Source organism: Brenneria sp. L4-2C, from assembly GCF_040240335.1.
Taxonomy (GTDB): Bacteria; Pseudomonadota; Gammaproteobacteria; order Enterobacterales; family Enterobacteriaceae; genus Brenneria.
In genome coordinates, this window is sequence record NZ_JBEIAC010000003.1 from 37,779 (window position 1) to 55,233 (window position 17,455).

Below are 17,455 nucleotides of genomic sequence, written 5' to 3' on the forward strand. Positions count from 1 at the left end.
GATAAGCGCAGGGGCAGTCCGTTGCGCGGCTTTATCCCTTCGATTGAAGCGATTACGGCTGAAACGGCTGGCGCTGAAACAGATCGTGTGAACATTTAGGGCAAAGCGGCAAAACTTCCGGCGTATAAAACGCCATGTGATAATGGCATTTCTCGCAGACCAGATTGCCTAACCCGACGACATCGCCGCTGTGATAAACGCCGTGATGGCTGACATCCTTAAAAAGTTCGTGCCACTCCAACTGCGTTTTGTCGGTAATATCCGCCAGTTCCTGCCAGAGACTCTCCTTAATCACGCGCATAAAAACGCTGTCGGTAAATTCATTCCGACTTTCATCATAGCTGCGCGCAAACTCCTCCAAATCCCGCTGAACAGCCTGAATCACCTGTTCGCTCTCTTGTTGCGTAAGCTCTGAGCCTTGCTGCAACGTTTCCCGGGCGCGCCGCACGATATCATCGATATCGCGCTCCCCCTGATCCAGCCGGGCGGCGACTGAAGCCATTAACTCGCGGTAGTAGCGGGCGACTTTACTCATGCTTCCTCCTGGCGATGCCGGTTGCAATTAAGAGACCTTGTTCCTTCCAGACGTGAACCCTTTCCAAACCAGTCGGTTCTCGCGCTCCTTTTATTTTCAGACCGTCGACAAACCTATTCCCTTATCGCCGCTCTGCGGGCGTTGTCTGCGCCCCTTTATTTTAGACTATTTCATTTTCACGCCCCGGAAGACGGCGATATTTGCGTGATTTTCATTCGTTTTCATATCACAGATCAGAAATATTCCTCAGCCGGGTACAGGGTGTTGTTGCCTCAGGCGCTTATCAGCTATGCTATGCGGATCATTTGTTATGAATCAGAACAGGCTACTGACTGTAGTAGTTCGTCGACTTAATAGGGACCCCTGGCAGCCATGCAAGAGCAATACCGCCCAGAAGAGATAGAAGCGCACGTCCAACTTCACTGGCAAGAGAAGCAGACATTCAAAGTGACCGAAGAGCCTGGCAAGGAAAAGTATTACTGCCTTTCCATGTTGCCCTACCCTTCTGGCCGTCTACATATGGGACACGTCCGTAATTACACCATCGGCGACGTGATCTCCCGCTATCAACGCATGCTGGGTAAAAACGTGCTACAGCCCATTGGCTGGGATGCGTTCGGTCTGCCCGCCGAAGGCGCCGCCGTCAAAAACAACACGGCCCCCGCCCCCTGGACTTACGCCAATATCGAATACATGAAAAACCAGCTCAAACTGCTGGGTTTTGGCTACGACTGGGATCGCGAAGTCGCCACCTGCAAACCCGATTACTATCGCTGGGAGCAGTGGTTTTTCACCAAGCTGTATGAGAAAGGCTTGGTCTACAAGAAAACCTCTGCGGTGAACTGGTGTCCGAACGACCAGACCGTACTGGCCAACGAACAGGTGATTGACGGCTGCTGCTGGCGCTGCGATACCAAAGTCGAACGCAAAGAAATTCCGCAGTGGTTTATCAAAATTACCGATTATGCCGATCAGTTGCTCAATGACCTGGACAAGCTGGAAAGCTGGCCGGAACAGGTCAAAACCATGCAGCGCAACTGGATTGGCCGCTCTGAAGGCGTAGAGATCGCCTTTGACGTGGCCGGCAGCCAGGAAAAACTGAGCGTCTATACCACCCGTCCGGACACCTTCATGGGCGTGACCTACGTTGCCGTTGCCGCGGGTCATCCGCTGTCGATTCAGGCCGCGGCCGACAATCCGGCGCTGGCCGATTTTATCGATGAATGCCGCAATACCAAAGTCGCCGAAGCGGACATGGCTACCATGGAGAAGAAAGGCATGGCCACCGGCCTGTATGCCATTCATCCGCTAAACGGCGAAAAAGTCGCTATCTGGGTCGCCAACTTCGTCCTGATGGATTACGGCACCGGGGCGGTAATGGCGGTGCCGGGTCACGATCAGCGCGACTGGGAATTCGCCACGAAATACGGACTGACCATCAAACCGGTTATCCTGAACAGCGATGGCAGCGAACCCGATTTGTCCGCCCAGGCGATGACGGAGAAAGGTCGTCTGTTCAACTCCGGCGAGTTCGACGGTCTGGATTTCGACGCCGCCTTCAACGCGATTGCCGACAAACTGGTCTCATTGGGCATTGGCGAACGTAAAGTCAACTATCGCCTGCGCGACTGGGGCGTTTCCCGCCAACGTTACTGGGGCGCGCCCATTCCAATGGTGACGCTGGAAGATGGCAGCGTCATCCCGACGCCGGAAGATCAACTGCCGGTGATCCTGCCGGAAGATGTGGTGATGGACGGCATCACCAGCCCGCTGAAAGCCAATCCCGAGTGGGCGAAAACCACCGTCAACGGCCAGCCGGCGCTGCGTGAAACGGATACTTTCGACACCTTTATGGAGTCGTCATGGTACTATGCGCGCTACACCTGCCCGCAGTACGATAAGGGCATGCTGGATCCGGCCGCGGCCAACTACTGGCTGCCGGTCGATCAGTACGTCGGCGGCATCGAACACGCCATCATGCACCTGATGTATTTCCGCTTCTTCCACAAGCTGATGCGCGACGCCGGTCTGGTCACCTCCGACGAGCCTGCCAAGCGTCTGCTGTGTCAGGGCATGGTGCTGGCGGATGCTTTCTATTATCTCGGCAATAACGGCGAGCGTATCTGGGTTTCTCCGGCCGCCGTTACCGTAGAGCGAGATGAAAAAGGCCGCGTCGTCAAGGCCGTCGACAAAGATGGCCGGGAAGTCGTCTATGCCGGCATGAGCAAGATGTCGAAGTCGAAAAATAACGGCATCGACCCGCAGGAGATGGTGGAAAAATACGGCGCGGATACCGTTCGTCTGTTTATGATGTTCGCTTCACCGGCGGAAATGACGCTGGAATGGCAGGAGTCCGGCGTTGAAGGCGCCAACCGCTTCCTGAAACGCGTCTGGAAGCAGGTGTTCGATCATACGGAAAAAGGCCCGGTTCAGGCGCTGAACGTTGCAAGCTTAAACGAAGATCAGAAGTCGCTGCGTCGCGATCTGCATAAAACAATCGCCAAAGTCACCGATGATATCGGTCGTCGTCAGACCTTCAACACCGCCATCGCCGCCATTATGGAGCTGATGAACAAACTGGCTAAAGCGCCGCAGGAAAGCGAACAGGATCGCGCCCTGACCCAGGAAGCGCTGCTGGCCGTCGTGCGTATGCTTTATCCGTTCACGCCGCACGCTTGCTTTGTGCTGTGGCAGGCATTGCAGGGCGAAGGCGATATCGATACGGCGCCGTGGCCGGTCGCGGATGAAGAGGCGATGGTGGAAGACACCAAACTGGTGGTCATTCAGGTTAACGGCAAGGTTCGCGGTAAAATTACCGTCGCCGCCGACGCCAATCAGGATCAAGTCCGTGAGCGCGCGGCCCAGGAACCGCTGGTCGCGAAGTATTTGGACGGCGTCACTGTGCGTAAAGTGATTTATGTCCCTGGCAAACTGCTTAACCTGGTTGTGGGTTAAGGCAAGGAGGATCTGTGCGACATCGTCTATTCACGTTGTTGCTGGGGCTGGCGGTGTTAATCACCGCCGGCTGCGGTTTCCATCTGCGCGGCGCCACACAGGTGCCTGAGCAGCTACAAAAGCTGGTGCTGGATAGCAGCGACCCTTACGGTCCGTTGACGCGAGCCGTTCGTGAGCAATTGCGCCTCAATGGCGTAGAGATTATTGCTGATGCCGCACGGCAGGATATTCCTTCGTTACGCATCCTGAATGCGACGGAATCAAAAGATACCGTGTCGATTTTCCAGGACGGGAAAACCGCCGAATACCAAATGGTATTGACGCTGAGAGCACAGGTGCTGCTGCCGGGCGAGAATATTTATCCGCTCAATGTGACGGTATTCCGCACCTTCTTCGACAACCCATTGGCCGCGCTGGCGAAAGATGCCGAACAGGATATCATTCGTCAGGAAATGCGCGACCTGGCCGCCGCACAGCTGGTGCGTAACCTGCTGACGGTAAAAGGCGGCGAAGAAGAGAAAAACCGCCGGCAAAGTTCGCAAACCGCCGCCTTGTCTTCCCCTGGGTCATGATTCGCCTTTACCCGGAACAACTTGCCGCGCAGCTCCATGAGGGGCTGCGCGCCTGTTATCTTATCTGCGGCAATGACCCGCTTTTGCTCCAGGAAAGTCTGGACAATATCCGACGGGTAGCCCAACAGCAGGAATTCAGCGAGCATTTCAGCTTTACGCTGGATGTTCACACCGACTGGGACGCCGTCTTTGGCACCTGCCAGTCCCTCAGCCTGTTCGCCTCCCGCCAGACGCTATTGCTGATACTGCCTGAAAACGGCCCGAATGCGGCAATGGCTGAAAATCTGGTCAAATTGTCCGGCTTACTGCATCAGGATATTTTACTGATGCTGCGGGGCGGCAAACTGACCAAGGCGCAGGAAAACAGCGCCTGGTTCAAAGCCTTATCGAAGAATGGCGTTTATGTAAACTGCCTGACCCCGGAGCAGACGCAACTGCCGCGCTGGGTCGCGCAACGGGCCAAATCCATGAAGCTGGATCTGGACGAACCCGCCAGCCAGCTTATCTGTTACTGCTATGAAGGCAATTTGCTGGCATTGGCGCAGGCGCTGGAACGCCTGTCGCTGCTTTATCCTGACGGCAAACTGACCCTGCCCCGCGTTGAACAAGCGGTTAACGATTCGGCGCATTTCACGCCGTATCACTGGCTTGACGCATTACTGGCCGGCAAAGGCAAACGCGCCTGGCATATTTTACATCAGCTCAGACAGGAGGATTGCGAACCCGTTATCCTGCTGCGGACGATACAACGTGAATTGCTGCTGCTGCTGACGTTGAAACGCCAGATGGCGAAAACGCCGCTGCGCGCGCTCTTTGATCAACATAAGGTCTGGCAGAATCGCAGGGATCTGTTAACCCAGGCGCTGCAACGCTTGAATATGACGCAACTGCAACAGGCGATCGGCCTGTTGTCTAAACTGGAAATTACCCTGAAACAGAATTACGGTCAGTCAATCTGGCCGGAGCTGGAAACCCTTTCCATGATATTGTGCGGCAAAGACCTGCCAGAGAGCCTGTTGGATGTTAACTAGTTCGACCACCAGCGATGAGCCAATCAAACCAACCGGAAGCGAATCCCTGACGGCATTTTTCGGCGGAACCTTCGATCCTATTCATTACGGGCATCTTCAACCCGTTATCGCGCTGGCGCATAGGATCGGCTTGCATCAGGTGGTTTTACTGCCGAACAATGTGCCGCCCCACCGTCCGCAGCCTGAAGCCAACCCGCGGCAGCGGCGACGCATGGTCGAACTGGCGGTTGAAGGCAACCCGTTGTTTACCGTGGACGATCGCGAACTGCGGCGCCAGCAGCCGTCCTACTCGATTGATACGCTGGAAACGCTGCGTGCAGAGTTAGGAAACGCCAGGCCGCTGGCGTTCATCATCGGACAGGATTCGTTGCTGACGCTGCATCAATGGCACCGTTGGCAAGATATTCTCGCTACCTGCCATCTGCTGGTTTGCGCTCGTCCCGGCTATCGTTCGACGATGGAGACCCCCGCCCTACAGCAATGGTTGGAAGCTCACCTCACGCAGGATCCTCAGGATCTGCATCGACAAACGCACGGTTTGATTTTTTTAGCCGACACGCCGTTGGTGACTATTTCAGCGACGGAAATACGCCAGCGGCGGCGGAAAAATCTCAGCTGCGACGATTTACTGCCCCCGGCCGTGCTGCGTTATATCGACGCCCATAATCTATACCGATAGCGTCAATCGGGCCTTATACCATTAGCCGGCGGCGCTGTGATATACTCCGCCGCTGGTTTCAATGACGGGAAAAAACCGCTAATCTCGGCAATTAAGCCGCGAAAAACGGTATTCCCAGAGCAAATTAGCGCAATAAACGCCCATCCGGCGCGGATGGACAGCCACCGAGGGGGAACCATTGCAAGGTCAAGCACTCCAAGATTTCGTTATTGACAAGATAGACGATTTAAAAGGCCAGGATATCGTTGCACTGAATGTGCAGGGGAAATCCAGTATCACGGACTATATGATTATCTGTACCGGCACCTCCACCCGCCACGTGGCGTCGATTGCCGATCATGTGGTGCAGGCGTCGCGCGCCGCCGGACTGATTCCCTTTGGCGTGGAAGGCGAAAACGTCGCGGACTGGGTCGTCGTCGATCTCGGCGATGTAATGGTCCACGTCATGCAGGAAGAAAGTCGAGAATTGTACGAACTGGAAAAGCTCTGGGGCTAGCATGAGACTGCAACTGGTCGCCGTCGGCACCAAAATGCCTGACTGGGTACAGACGGGATTCACCGACTACCTACGGCGTTTTCCCAAAGATATGCCGTTCGAGCTGACGGAAATTCCCGCGGGCAAACGAGGCAAGAATGCCGATATCAAACGCATTCTAGAGCGCGAAGGCGAGCAAATGCTGGCGGCAGTGGGCAAAGGCAACCGTATCGTTACGCTGGACATTCCCGGCGCCAGGTGGGAAACCCCGCAATTGGCTCAGCAGTTGGAACGCTGGAAACAGGACGGTCGGGACGTCAGCCTGTTAATCGGCGGTCCTGAAGGATTATCGCCGGAATGTAAGGCGGCGGCGGAACAAAGTTGGTCACTCTCGCCTTTAACCTTGCCTCATCCCCTGGTGCGCGTGCTGGTGGCGGAAAGTCTGTACCGCGCCTGGAGCATTACCACTAATCATCCTTACCATCGGGAGTAAGGCGATATGACGATACTCGTGAAATAATTCGCTGGATGAAAATAGAACGCAAACCCTTTCGTGATTATACGGCTGAGTCCGCCCTGTTCGTGCGTCGCGCCTTAGTGGCGTTTTTGGGCGTTTTGCTGCTTTCCGGTGTATTGATCGCTAATCTTTATCATCTGCAAATTTTACGCGTCGATGACTATCGCACTCGCTCCAACGAAAACCGCATCAAGCTGGTGCCCATCGCCCCCAGTCGCGGCATTATTTACGACCGCAACGGTATTCCGCTGGCGTTGAACCGGACGATCTATCAGTTGGAACTGGTGCCGGAAAAAGTGGATAACCTACAGGAAACGCTCAAGGCGTTGCGGCCGGTCGTCAATTTGAGCGATGACGATCTGGAAAACTTTGAAAAAGAGCGTAAGCGATCGCGCCGATTTACCTCTATTCCCGTCAAAACCAACCTGGACGAAGTACAGGTGGCCACCTTTGCCGTTAACCAATATCGTTTTCCCGGCGTTGAAATAAAAGGCTATCAGCGCCGCTATTACCCTTACGGCTCGGCGCTGACTCACGTCATCGGTTATGTCTCAAAAATCAACGACAAAGATGTTGAACGGTTGAATAAAGAAGAGCGGCTCGGCGATTATGCCGCAACCCACGATATCGGTAAGCTGGGGATTGAACGTCATTACGAAGATTTGCTGCACGGCAAACCCGGCTATGAAGAAGTCGAGGTCAACAACCGCGGTCGGGTGATCCGCCAGCTCCACGAACAGCCGCCGCAGGCAGGGAAAGATATCTATCTGACGCTCGATCTCAACCTGCAAATCTATATCGAGAAACTGCTGGAAGGCAGCCGCGCGGCGGTCATCGTCACCGATCCGCGCGACGGCGGGATCCTGGCGATGGTCTCAACGCCCAGCTACGACCCCAACCTGTTTGTCGACGGGATATCCAGCAAAGACTACAGCCAGTTGCGCAATAACCCTAACCGCCCGCTGATCAATCGCGCCACACAGGGCGTTTATCCGCCGGCGTCCACGGTAAAACCCTATATTGCGGTTTCCGCCTTAACTACCGGGGTGATTACCACCAACACCACGTTGTTCGACCCCGGCTGGTGGCAGTTGCCCGGTTCGGAAAAACGCTTCCGCGACTGGAAAAAGTGGGGACATGGCCGGCTTAATCTTACCAAATCACTGGAAGAGTCCGCCGATACCTTTTTCTATCAGGTCGCCTATGACATGGGGATCGACCGTTTAGCCGAATGGATGAACAAATTTGGTTACGGCGAAAAAACCGGCATCGATATTTCGGAAGAGAGCGCCGGCAACATGCCGACGCGCGAATGGAAACTCAAGCGCTTCAAAAAGCCCTGGTATCAGGGCGATACCATCCCGGTCGGCATCGGGCAGGGCTATTGGACGGCGACGCCCATCCAGATGAATAAAGCGCTGACGACCCTGATTAATGACGGACAGATAAAAACGCCGCACCTGCTCTACAGCACCCGAGAAAACGGGATGGTGGTACCCTACCGGCAGCCGGAACACATGCAAATCGGCGATATCCACTCCGGCTTCTGGGAGATTGCCAAAGACGGGATGTACGGCGTGGCCAACCGCCCCAACGGCACGGCGCATAAAAGCTTTGATAGCGCGCCCTACAAGATCGCGGCGAAATCCGGTACCGCGCAGGTTTTCGGCCTGAAAGAAAATGAAACCTACAACGCGCACAAGATCGCCGAACACTTGCGTGACCATAAGCTGATGATGGCGTTCGCCCCTTACAATAAACCCGAGGTGGCGATGTCGATCATTCTGGAAAACGGCGGTGCAGGCCCGGCGGTCGGCACCATCACCCGGCAGATCCTTGACCATATTTTGCTGGGCGACAACAATACAGACTTACCGACAGCGCCGCCGGCGCCGCCGGGCAGCGAAAGCGAGTAACCGACATTCATGACCGATAGCCAACAAAAAGGCTCGATCTGGACGAAAATCCATATCGACCTTCCTTTCCTTCTCTGCATCCTGGCATTGCTGGGCTATAGCCTATTTGTCATGTGGAGCGCCAGCGGTCAGGATGCCGGCATGATGGAGCGAAAAATCGTGCAAATCGTGCTGGGATTAATCGTTATGATCGTCATGGCGCAAATTCCTCCGCGCGTTTATGAAGGATGGGCGCCTTATCTGTATGTTATCTGCGTTATTTTGCTGATGATGGTCGATATTTTTGGCCAGATCAGTAAAGGGGCGCAGCGCTGGCTCGATCTGGGCATTGTGCGCTTCCAACCCTCGGAGATCGCCAAGATCGCCGTCCCGCTGATGGTTGCCCGTTTTATCAACCGCGATATGTGTCCGCCTTCGCTCAAAAATACCGGCATCGCGCTGGTGATTATCTTTACGCCGACGCTGCTGGTCGCCGCGCAGCCGGACCTGGGTACCTCCATCCTGATCGCGGCTTCCGGCCTGTTCGTCCTTTTCCTCGCCGGCATGAGCTGGCGACTCATCGGCATCGCGGTTCTGCTGCTGGCCGCCTTTATCCCCATCCTGTGGTTCTTCCTGATGCATGACTATCAACAGGCAAGGGTGATGATGTTGCTCGATCCGGAAAGCGATCCGCTGGGCGCGGGCTATCATATTATTCAGTCGAAGATCGCCATTGGCTCGGGCGGACTTTCCGGCAAAGGTTGGCTGCACGGCACGCAATCTCAGTTGGAATTCCTGCCGGAACGCCATACCGACTTCATCTTCGCGGTGCTGGCGGAAGAACTGGGGCTCATCGGCGTACTGGTTCTGCTGGCCATGTATCTGTTTTTGATTATGCGTGGTCTGGTGATTGCCGCTAACGCGCAGACATCGTTCGGGCGAGTGATGGTCGGCGGACTGATGCTGATTCTGTTCGTTTATGTTTTCGTCAATATCGGGATGGTCAGTGGTATCCTACCGGTTGTCGGCGTGCCTTTGCCGCTGGTCAGCTACGGCGGTTCGGCGCTTGTCGTTCTAATGGCGGGATTTGGTATCATTATGTCGATACATACTCACCGCAAAATGTTATCCAAAAACTTATAAACCGAGGTGAGCAATGATGCGTAAGGATTGGCTTTGGATTGGCGTCTTAAGCCTGGCGCTTTCGGCCTGTACCGTTACGGAACAGCCATCGGCCCCACCCGCCGGCAATGTTTATAATGGCCCGGTGGAGGAAATCGGCGGCGCCGAGCCGCGTTATGAACCCTATAATCAGGGAACCTTGCAGGACTATACGCTTAACGGCAGAACTTATAAGATTATAAAAAACCCGCAAAACTTCAGTGAAACCGGCCTGGCGACCTGGTATGGCGAAGAAGCTAGCGGTAATCGTACCTCCATCGGCGAAGAGTTTGATCCAAACGCCCTGACCGCGGCGCATCCCACGCTGCCGTTACCCAGCTATGTGCGCGTCACCAACCTCAGCAACGGCCGTCGTCTGGTGGTCAGAGTGAACGATCGCGGCCCCTTCACGCCGGGCAGAATTATCGATCTGTCTAAAGCGGCCGGCGAACGCTTGAACATTTCCAACAATACCAAGGTCAAGGTTGATTTCATCAACGTCGCGCCGGACGGCACCCTCTCCGGTCCGGGTACCATCGGCACCAGCGTCGCCAAACAAAGTTTCGCCCTGCCGGACCGTCCCAGCCTCGGCGCGAGCGGACTCGGCACGCCCGTCATGGAAAGCGCCAGTTCGCCGGCGGCGACCGCCCGCCCCATCAGCAACAGCGCGCTGAGCGCCTCGACGGATGACGATATGCCGCAAAGCAGCGCCTCGTCCCGCCGCGGATTCCTGGGCGCGCCTTCCGCCCTGCCCGCCGGCGTGCTGGAAACCACATCAGCGACGCCGCCGTCAACCGCCGCAACCCCGGTCAGCGCCGCCTCGACGGCCCCGGCCGCCGCGTCAACGGCCGGCGGACATTACGTCGTTCAGGTCGGCGCGCTCAGCGACCAACAGCGGGCGCAGACCTGGTTACGCAGCCTCAGCGAACGGTTTCACGTAACAGGCAACGTTTCCGCCAGCGGCGGGCTCTATCGCATTCAATTGGGGCCGTTCCAAAATCGTCAGCAAGCGGCTGAACTTCAGCAACGTTTGTCAGTCGAAGCTCAGCAGCAGTCCTTTATTACTGCCGCGCCCGGTTCACTCTAGCGAGGAGGAGGATGCCCCCGCCGGAGAGCAGTAACGCTGAAGGGATGTTGTGATATTGAACACAGCGTCTCTTTCGCAAAATCGCGTAACGTAATGCCTGGTGCCTGCCTATTTCTCATCTGCTATAGTGTGGCTCGTTTTTTAACTTATACCCACGGATGTTGTTGTTCCAATCATGAATACTGTAAACACGTCTCGTTTTATTAAACGTACTGCGTTTGGCGCTCTGCTCGCCGTTAGCGCATCCTCCTTTGCCCACGCCGATGACGTCAATATCACGACGATGATCCCCGGCGTTCCGCAAATTGATGCAGAATCATACATCCTGATTGATTACAACTCCGGGAAAGTATTGGCGGAAATGAACGCCGATGCCCGCCGCGATCCGGCCAGTCTGACCAAAATGATGACCAGCTATGTCATCGGTCAGGCAATAAAGTCAGGGAAAATCACCCCAAACGATATCGTCACCATCAATAAAGACGCCTGGGCTACCGGTAATCCGATATTCCAGGGATCGTCGTTGATGTTCCTGAAGCCCGGCGATCGCGTTTCCGTCGCCCAGCTTAACCGCGGCATTATCCTGCAATCCGGCAATGACGCCTGCGTCGCGATGGCCGACTATGTCGCGGGCAGCCAGGATGCCTTCGTTAATTTGATGAACGGCTATGTCAAAGCGCTGGGACTGCAAAATACCAACTTCGGCACCGTGCATGGTCTGGATGCCGCCGGTCAGTTTAGCTCCGCAAGGGATATGGCTTTAATCGGACAGGCGCTGATCCGCGACGTTCCGGAAGAGTACGCGACCTATAAAGAAAAAGAATTTACCTTTAACAACATCCGCCAAACCAACCGTAACGGCCTGCTGTGGGACACCAGCCTGAATGTGGACGGCATAAAAACCGGACACACCTCATCGGCGGGTTATAACCTGGTCGCCTCCGCAACCGAAGGCCAGATGCGATTGATTTCTGCCGTTCTGGGCGGACGTACCTTTAAGGGACGCGAAGCCGAGAGTAAAAAGCTGCTCACCTGGGGATTCCGTTTCTTTGAAACCGTGGCGCCATTGAAAGCGGGCAAAGAGTTCGCCTCGGAACCCGTCTGGTTCGGCGACAACGATCGCGTGGCCCTGGGGGTGGAAAAAGACGTCTATCTGACGATTCCCCGTGGACGGATGAAAGACCTGAAAGCCAGCTATGTGCTGACCAATACCGAACTGCATGCGCCGCTGGGCAAGAATCAGGTCGTCGGCTCCATTAACTTCCAACTGGACGGCAAAACGATTGACCAGCGTCCATTGGTGGTAATGAACGAAATCAAAGAAGGCGGTATCTTCAGCCGCATGATCGACTATATCAAACTGATGTTCCACCACTGGTTCGGTTGATCCCACTTGTAAAGGGATAAATCATCCCCATATTTTATAAATCATTAACTCCTGCCCTCGCGGCGGGAGTTATACTTTGTACAGGCCCAACGTCATACTGGAGCGCAGATGAAAACAAAATTAAACGAACTGCTCGAATTCCCCTGCCCGTTTACTTACAAAGTGATGGGATTAGCGCAACCCGAGCTGGTTGATCAGGTCGTCGAAGTCGTGCAACGTCATGCCCCCGGCGATTACACGCCGCAGATAAAACCCAGCAGCAAGGGGAATTATCATTCCGTCTCGATTACCATTAATGCAACGCATATAGAACAGGTGGAAACCTTGTATGAAGAGCTGGGTAATATTGAAATCGTACGGATGGTTCTGTAACGCGTCCCGGCCCCTCCCTCGCAGAATATCAACGGCGGGAAAACAAACTTGACGCTGTTCGCAGCTACCGCCCGCCGCTATAATCTCTTCTATCCTTCCTTAACCTGAAGGTGACAAGTTTGCTACAGGATAAGATCATCGTACGTCAACTGGGCGTACAACCTTACGAGCCCGTTTCGCTGGCGATGCACGCGTTCACCGATCTGCGAGACGACAAAACGCCGGATGAAATCTGGCTGGTTCAACATCCGCCGGTATTCACGCAGGGACAGGCCGGCAAGGCCGAGCATGTCTTGATGCCCGGCGATATCCCGGTGATCCAGAGCGATCGCGGCGGTCAGGTAACTTACCACGGCCCCGGTCAGCAGGTGATGTACGTCCTGGTCGATTTAAAACGGCGCAAATTGGGCGTTCGGCTATTGGTCTCCGCCATTGAAGACACGGTGGTGAACACGCTGGCCCATTTTCAGATTGCGGCCCACGCCCGCACCGATGCGCCAGGCGTTTATGTCGGCGAGCGTAAAATCTGTTCATTGGGACTGCGTATTCGCAGAGGCTGTTCATTCCATGGTCTGGCGCTGAATATCGCCATGGATCTGTCGCCCTTTCAGCGCATCAACCCCTGCGGCTATGCCGGAATGCAGATGACGCAGGTGAGCGATTACGTCCCCGGCGTGACATTGGAGGATATCGCTCCCGTTTTGATTCAGTCGTTTCAACAGCTATTAGGTTACCCGCAATATGAACTGATAAACTGGGATTTCGCAGAACATGGCGCGCCGGTGCCGGCAAACCCGTTAGTCACAGGCGTAGAGTAATCGACTGAACCGATAAGCAATCACATTTTATTTACATAATTTCTTCATTTTGATCCGGCAAGAGCTGAATGTCGCCGGCTAAAGATGATATAATTTTGAGAGTTTTTAAAAAAATTTTTAACGAACCCTTTAATCCTTTGAATTTTTCTTAACAAATTCAAGAGAGCTATACTCTAATCACTCGAGTGGCACGCGGGCCGACGCATCAGCGACTTGAAGCATGACGGGTATATTCAGAACTGGAACTTACGCAAACATGAGTAAACCGATTCAGATCGAACGCGGCGTAAAATACCGCGATGCCGATAAAATGGCGCTAATCCCGGTACGAACTGTTGTTACTGAACGGCAGGAAATGTTACGCAAGCCCGAATGGATGAGGATCAAACTCCCGGCCGACTCCAGCCGCATTCAGGGCATCAAGGCTGCAATGCGTAAAAATGGGCTGCACTCGGTTTGCGAAGAAGCCTCCTGCCCGAATCTGGCTGAATGTTTCAACCATGGGACCGCCACCTTTATGATTCTGGGCGCGATCTGTACCCGTCGCTGTCCGTTCTGTGATGTCGCCCATGGCCGACCGCTTACGCCGGATGCCAACGAGCCGGAAAAACTGGCTCAAACCATCCATGACATGGGGCTGCGCTATGTGGTTATCACCTCAGTTGACCGTGATGACCTGCGCGACGGCGGCGCTCAGCATTTTGCTGACTGCATCAGCGCTATTCGCCGCAAAAATCCGCAAATCCGCATCGAAACGCTGGTTCCTGACTTTCGCGGCCGGATGGATCGGGCGTTGGATATTCTGACGGTAACGCCGCCGGATGTTTTCAACCATAACCTGGAAAACGTGCCGCGGATTTATCGCCAGGTTCGCCCCGGCGCCAATTATGAATGGTCGCTGAAACTGCTGGAAAACTTCAAAAACGCTCACCCTGAGATCCCGACAAAATCCGGGCTGATGGTCGGACTCGGCGAAACCAACGCCGAAATAGTCGACGTTATGCGCGATTTGCGTCGCCACGGCGTTACCATGCTGACCCTCGGACAATACCTGCAACCGAGCCGCCATCACCTGCCGGTACAGCGCTATGTCAGCCCTGAAGAGTTTGATGAAATGAAAGCCGAAGCGATGGCGATGGGCTTTACTCACGCGGCCTGCGGCCCGTTTGTGCGCTCTTCCTATCATGCCGATTTGCAGGCAAAAGGCATTGAAGTGAAATAATCCAGGGTAAGCCGCGAATAATGGCTTACCGCGGGCGTGCCGCAAAAAATAGAATTTTACATTAAATTACATTTTGCCGCAGGGCAGAGCAAACGGACGGCAAATGCCGTCCGTCAGACTGTTGACAAAGCCTATAATATGCCACTGTCATCCCACGTTACGCCCGGTCATTCCCGCGGTTGTAGGCGGGAATCTCCTGCTGAAACCGTAAATCGCCATTGGCTGATTCCCGCCTTCGCGGGAATGACAGGTTGAGGAAGAATTGTCATCAACCTCGTCCGTTTTCATTGATATCATCAGATTATGATTTTTTATGCTGCGCGTCATTTAAGGCCGCAGGCTCGTCTGACGTTGCGTTATTAGCGGGTTGGTCGTCATTCATCGCCTTTTTGAAGCCTTTGATTGCGGCGCCGAGATCGCCTCCCAGGCTGCGTAACTTATTCGTGCCGAACAGCAAAACAATCAATGCACCGATGACCAATAGCTTGGCGATACTAATACCTTCCATACTTACCTACCTGATTACAGATGCTGGATAAGCCAGCGAGCGAATAACATAACGTCTATGTAAAACCTTACCATCGACAAAACAATCGCCTTCTGTAACAAAGTAAGACGCTCGTCTGCTAATCCCCGCCGCAGGATTAGGAGCGACCTTCGCCCCGCTCGTTCAACAGAGCAGACTTGAAGCACGGCGGGAAACAGTGGATTTCAGACAAAAAAAACCCGCCGTGAGGCGGGTTTTTCAAGAAATCGGTATAATTAAATAGCGATAACGTTAGCAGCAGACGGACCTTTCGCTCCGCTAGTGATTTCAAACTCTACGCGTTGACCTTCAGCCAGAGTTTTGAATCCATTGCTCTGAATGGCAGAGAAATGTACGAATACATCTTTGCTACCATCTTCAGGAGTAATGAAACCGAATCCTTTGGACTCATTAAACCACTTAACGCTACCTTTAATCTTAGACATCAAACTTACCTTTAACATGAATGAAAGACACAAAATCTGTGTCGGGTACAGTACAGCAATAGATTGCCCATTTGTCCAGTTTAAGATAGCTAAAAAGTGATAAAAGTCGCTAAAAAAGCACATTGAATGAAGCCGTCGGCGAATTTTAACAAGATTAATATCTTTGTCTGGTACGTTGAACGTTACCCATCACTTTTTATGGTATCAATCACGCAAGGGAAACCCCGATGAAAACGCTGGGTCTGATTGGAGGAATGAGTTGGGAATCGACCGTCCCTTACTATCGCACGATCAATGAATATGTTAAAAACCGGCTTGGCGGGCTGCACTCCGCCAAAATTATTTTGCACAGCGTCGATTTCCACGACATCGCGCAATTACAGGAACAAGGCGATTGGCGACAAGCCGCACGGCTATTATCCGATATCGCAATCGGCCTGGGAAAAGCGGGCGCGCAAGCCATCGTAATCTGCACCAACACCCTGCACAAAGTGGCGGATAACATCGAAAGCGCCAGCAGACTTCCTCTTTTACACATTGCCGACGCCACCGGTGAAAGTCTGTTTCAGCAAGGGATGAAAAAAGTGGGCCTGTTAGGAACCCGCTACACCATGGAACAGGATTTTTACCGGCGGAGAATTCATGAGCGCTACGGCATAGAAGTGATCATCCCGGATCAGGCCGGATCAGGCCGGAAGAGAACGAGTGAATCGCGTGATTTACGAAGAACTGTGTCAGGGGATAATCGATGCCGGGTCGCGTCAGTCATACCGGGAAATCATCAGACAGCTGGAGCAACAAGGCGCCGAAGGCATTATTCTGGGTTGTACCGAGATACCGCTGCTGCTGAGCTCAGACGACGCTGACGTTCCTCTTTTTGACACCAGCTTCTTACATGCCACCGCCGCGGCAAAATTCTCACTATCAGATAAATAACAATACGTTACTATGAAAACCCTTTACTTTTTCGCCGCAAAAAATAATAGCCTCTTTTATTTACTCAGGTTTCCCCATTTAGGGCAAAAATAAAGCAGCATTGGCAATCAATACTGCTTTATTTATACGATCTTATTCCTGGTATGTAAGACAGGTTCGGCTTCTAATTATTATTTGCGTAACATCGCTTCAATAAAATCTTTCCAATTACCCACTTCTACTTCTATCATAATAACCTCTGAAGAATTAACGGCGGCGTATTATACGCACACTTTTTAACCAGGTGAAATAGTTTTGCAAGTATAAAAAGCAAGCAGTCCCTCATTTCCGTTTCTCAATTCACGGTGGATCTCGCCATTTTTTTTCGGCATGCTGGGCGCTGACGATGTCAGGCTCATACTCCCGCACTGAGCCATTCGACGACCATCATGTAACCTCTGGATCTGAAAGGATATTAATCCCCATGACGCTCACCATGTACGGTATCAAAAACTGCGATACCATAAAAAAAGCCCGTCGCTGGTTAGAAGAACAACAGGTTGATTACCATTTTCATGACTACCGCGCCGACGGTCTGGACGAAGCGCGCCTTCGGCAATTTGTCGCGTTGCTGGGCTGGCAGCCATTAATCAACACGCGCGGCACCACCTGGCGTAAACTAAGCGAGGAACAGCGCAGCATGATTAGCGCTAATACCGCCGACAGTGAAAGCGCGGCGATTGCCTTGATGCTTGAGCAACCCGCGGTGATCAAGCGACCACTGTTAGTCACCAACGATGGAAAAGCGCTGCTTGGCTTCAGCGCAGACAGCTATCAGGAATTTATTGCGGAGAACAAATAA

Annotated in this window: 18 protein-coding genes and 1 pseudogene; 15 read left to right on the plus strand and 4 right to left on the minus strand. The window is 53.7% G+C overall.

Annotated features, from left to right (window positions below; all coding sequences use genetic code 11):
• Positions 1–52 precede the first annotated feature (52 nt).
• Entirely contained in the window at positions 53–535 is a 483-nt protein-coding gene (locus ABRZ26_RS06360; RefSeq protein WP_319603421.1) for a zinc ribbon-containing protein, read from the minus strand.
• A 372-nt stretch (positions 536–907) separates the two neighbouring features.
• Between ABRZ26_RS06360 and leuS the strand changes: the two genes are divergently transcribed.
• The 13 genes from leuS to lipA all read left to right on the plus strand — a co-directional run bounded on the left by leuS (position 908) and on the right by lipA (position 14,706).
• Positions 908–3,490: a leucine--tRNA ligase gene (gene leuS, locus ABRZ26_RS06365; RefSeq protein ID WP_319603422.1), complete on the plus strand. Its 2,583-nt coding sequence runs from the start codon at positions 908–910 to the stop codon at positions 3,488–3,490.
• A 14-nt stretch (positions 3,491–3,504) separates the two neighbouring features.
• On the plus strand, positions 3,505–4,062 hold the full coding sequence (lptE, locus tag ABRZ26_RS06370; RefSeq protein WP_319603423.1) for an LPS assembly lipoprotein LptE: 558 nt from the start codon (positions 3,505–3,507) through the stop codon (positions 4,060–4,062).
• Positions 4,059–5,093 (plus strand): DNA polymerase III subunit delta, encoded by a 1,035-nt coding sequence (gene holA, locus ABRZ26_RS06375; protein WP_319603424.1) that lies wholly within the window; start codon positions 4,059–4,061, stop codon positions 5,091–5,093. The genes lptE and holA overlap by 4 nt, the downstream gene beginning before the upstream one ends.
• A complete protein-coding gene (gene nadD / locus ABRZ26_RS06380; RefSeq protein WP_319603425.1) occupies positions 5,083–5,772 on the plus strand; it encodes a nicotinate-nucleotide adenylyltransferase in 690 nt (229 codons plus the stop codon). Before holA ends, nadD begins: the two co-directional genes overlap by 11 nt.
• A 178-nt stretch (positions 5,773–5,950) precedes the next feature.
• Complete coding sequence (gene rsfS / locus ABRZ26_RS06385) at positions 5,951–6,268, plus strand: ribosome silencing factor (RefSeq protein ID WP_319603426.1); 318 nt, start codon at positions 5,951–5,953, stop codon at positions 6,266–6,268.
• 1 nt (position 6,269) lies between these two features.
• Positions 6,270–6,740 (plus strand): 23S rRNA (pseudouridine(1915)-N(3))-methyltransferase RlmH, encoded by a 471-nt coding sequence (gene rlmH / locus ABRZ26_RS06390; protein WP_319603427.1) that lies wholly within the window; start codon positions 6,270–6,272, stop codon positions 6,738–6,740.
• Between the two features lie 35 nt (positions 6,741–6,775).
• Positions 6,776–8,680 carry a peptidoglycan DD-transpeptidase MrdA gene (gene mrdA, locus ABRZ26_RS06395; RefSeq protein WP_319603428.1) on the plus strand — a complete coding sequence of 635 codons (1,905 nt, stop codon included), beginning with the start codon at positions 6,776–6,778 and terminating at the stop codon, positions 8,678–8,680.
• Positions 8,681–8,689: 9 nt separating this feature from the next.
• Positions 8,690–9,802, plus strand: coding sequence for a peptidoglycan glycosyltransferase MrdB (gene mrdB, locus ABRZ26_RS06400; protein WP_319603429.1), 1,113 nt, complete (start codon positions 8,690–8,692; stop codon positions 9,800–9,802).
• Between the two features lie 16 nt (positions 9,803–9,818).
• Positions 9,819–10,907, plus strand: a complete 1,089-nt coding sequence (gene rlpA / locus ABRZ26_RS06405) for an endolytic peptidoglycan transglycosylase RlpA (protein ID WP_319603689.1) — start codon at positions 9,819–9,821, stop codon at positions 10,905–10,907.
• Positions 10,908–11,082: 175 nt separating this feature from the next.
• Complete coding sequence (gene dacA / locus ABRZ26_RS06410) at positions 11,083–12,294, plus strand: D-alanyl-D-alanine carboxypeptidase DacA (RefSeq protein WP_319603430.1); 1,212 nt, start codon at positions 11,083–11,085, stop codon at positions 12,292–12,294.
• A 108-nt stretch (positions 12,295–12,402) separates the two neighbouring features.
• Positions 12,403–12,666, plus strand: a complete 264-nt coding sequence (gene ybeD / locus ABRZ26_RS06415; protein ID WP_319603431.1) for a DUF493 family protein YbeD — start codon at positions 12,403–12,405, stop codon at positions 12,664–12,666.
• Between the two features lie 110 nt (positions 12,667–12,776).
• Entirely contained in the window at positions 12,777–13,484 is a 708-nt protein-coding gene (gene lipB / locus ABRZ26_RS06420) for a lipoyl(octanoyl) transferase LipB (protein ID WP_319603432.1), read from the plus strand.
• 256 nt (positions 13,485–13,740) lie between these two features.
• Positions 13,741–14,706: a lipoyl synthase gene (lipA, locus tag ABRZ26_RS06425; protein ID WP_319603433.1), complete on the plus strand. Its 966-nt coding sequence runs from the start codon at positions 13,741–13,743 to the stop codon at positions 14,704–14,706.
• Between the two features lie 301 nt (positions 14,707–15,007).
• On the opposite strand, the gene tatE is transcribed toward lipA, so the two are convergent.
• Together tatE and cspE are read right to left on the minus strand one after the other, a co-directional pair.
• A complete protein-coding gene (gene tatE, locus ABRZ26_RS06430) occupies positions 15,008–15,214 on the minus strand; it encodes a twin-arginine translocase subunit TatE (RefSeq protein ID WP_319603434.1) in 207 nt (68 codons plus the stop codon).
• Between the two features lie 254 nt (positions 15,215–15,468).
• Positions 15,469–15,678, minus strand: coding sequence for a transcription antiterminator/RNA stability regulator CspE (gene cspE, locus ABRZ26_RS06435; protein WP_009113827.1), 210 nt, complete (start codon positions 15,676–15,678; stop codon positions 15,469–15,471).
• 227 nt (positions 15,679–15,905) lie between these two features.
• On the opposite strand from cspE, the pseudogene ABRZ26_RS06440 reads away from it, so the two are divergent.
• A pseudogene (locus ABRZ26_RS06440) lies at positions 15,906–16,614 on the plus strand (aspartate/glutamate racemase family protein).
• Between the two features lie 170 nt (positions 16,615–16,784).
• Here ABRZ26_RS06440 and ypfM read toward each other — a convergent pair.
• Complete coding sequence (gene ypfM, locus ABRZ26_RS06445) at positions 16,785–16,844, minus strand: protein YpfM (RefSeq protein WP_264089368.1); 60 nt, start codon at positions 16,842–16,844, stop codon at positions 16,785–16,787.
• A gap of 233 nt (positions 16,845–17,077) precedes the next feature.
• Here ypfM and ABRZ26_RS06450 point away from each other — a divergent pair, with 233 nt between their 5' ends.
• A complete protein-coding gene (locus tag ABRZ26_RS06450) occupies positions 17,078–17,455 on the plus strand; it encodes an ArsC family reductase (protein WP_319603435.1) in 378 nt (125 codons plus the stop codon).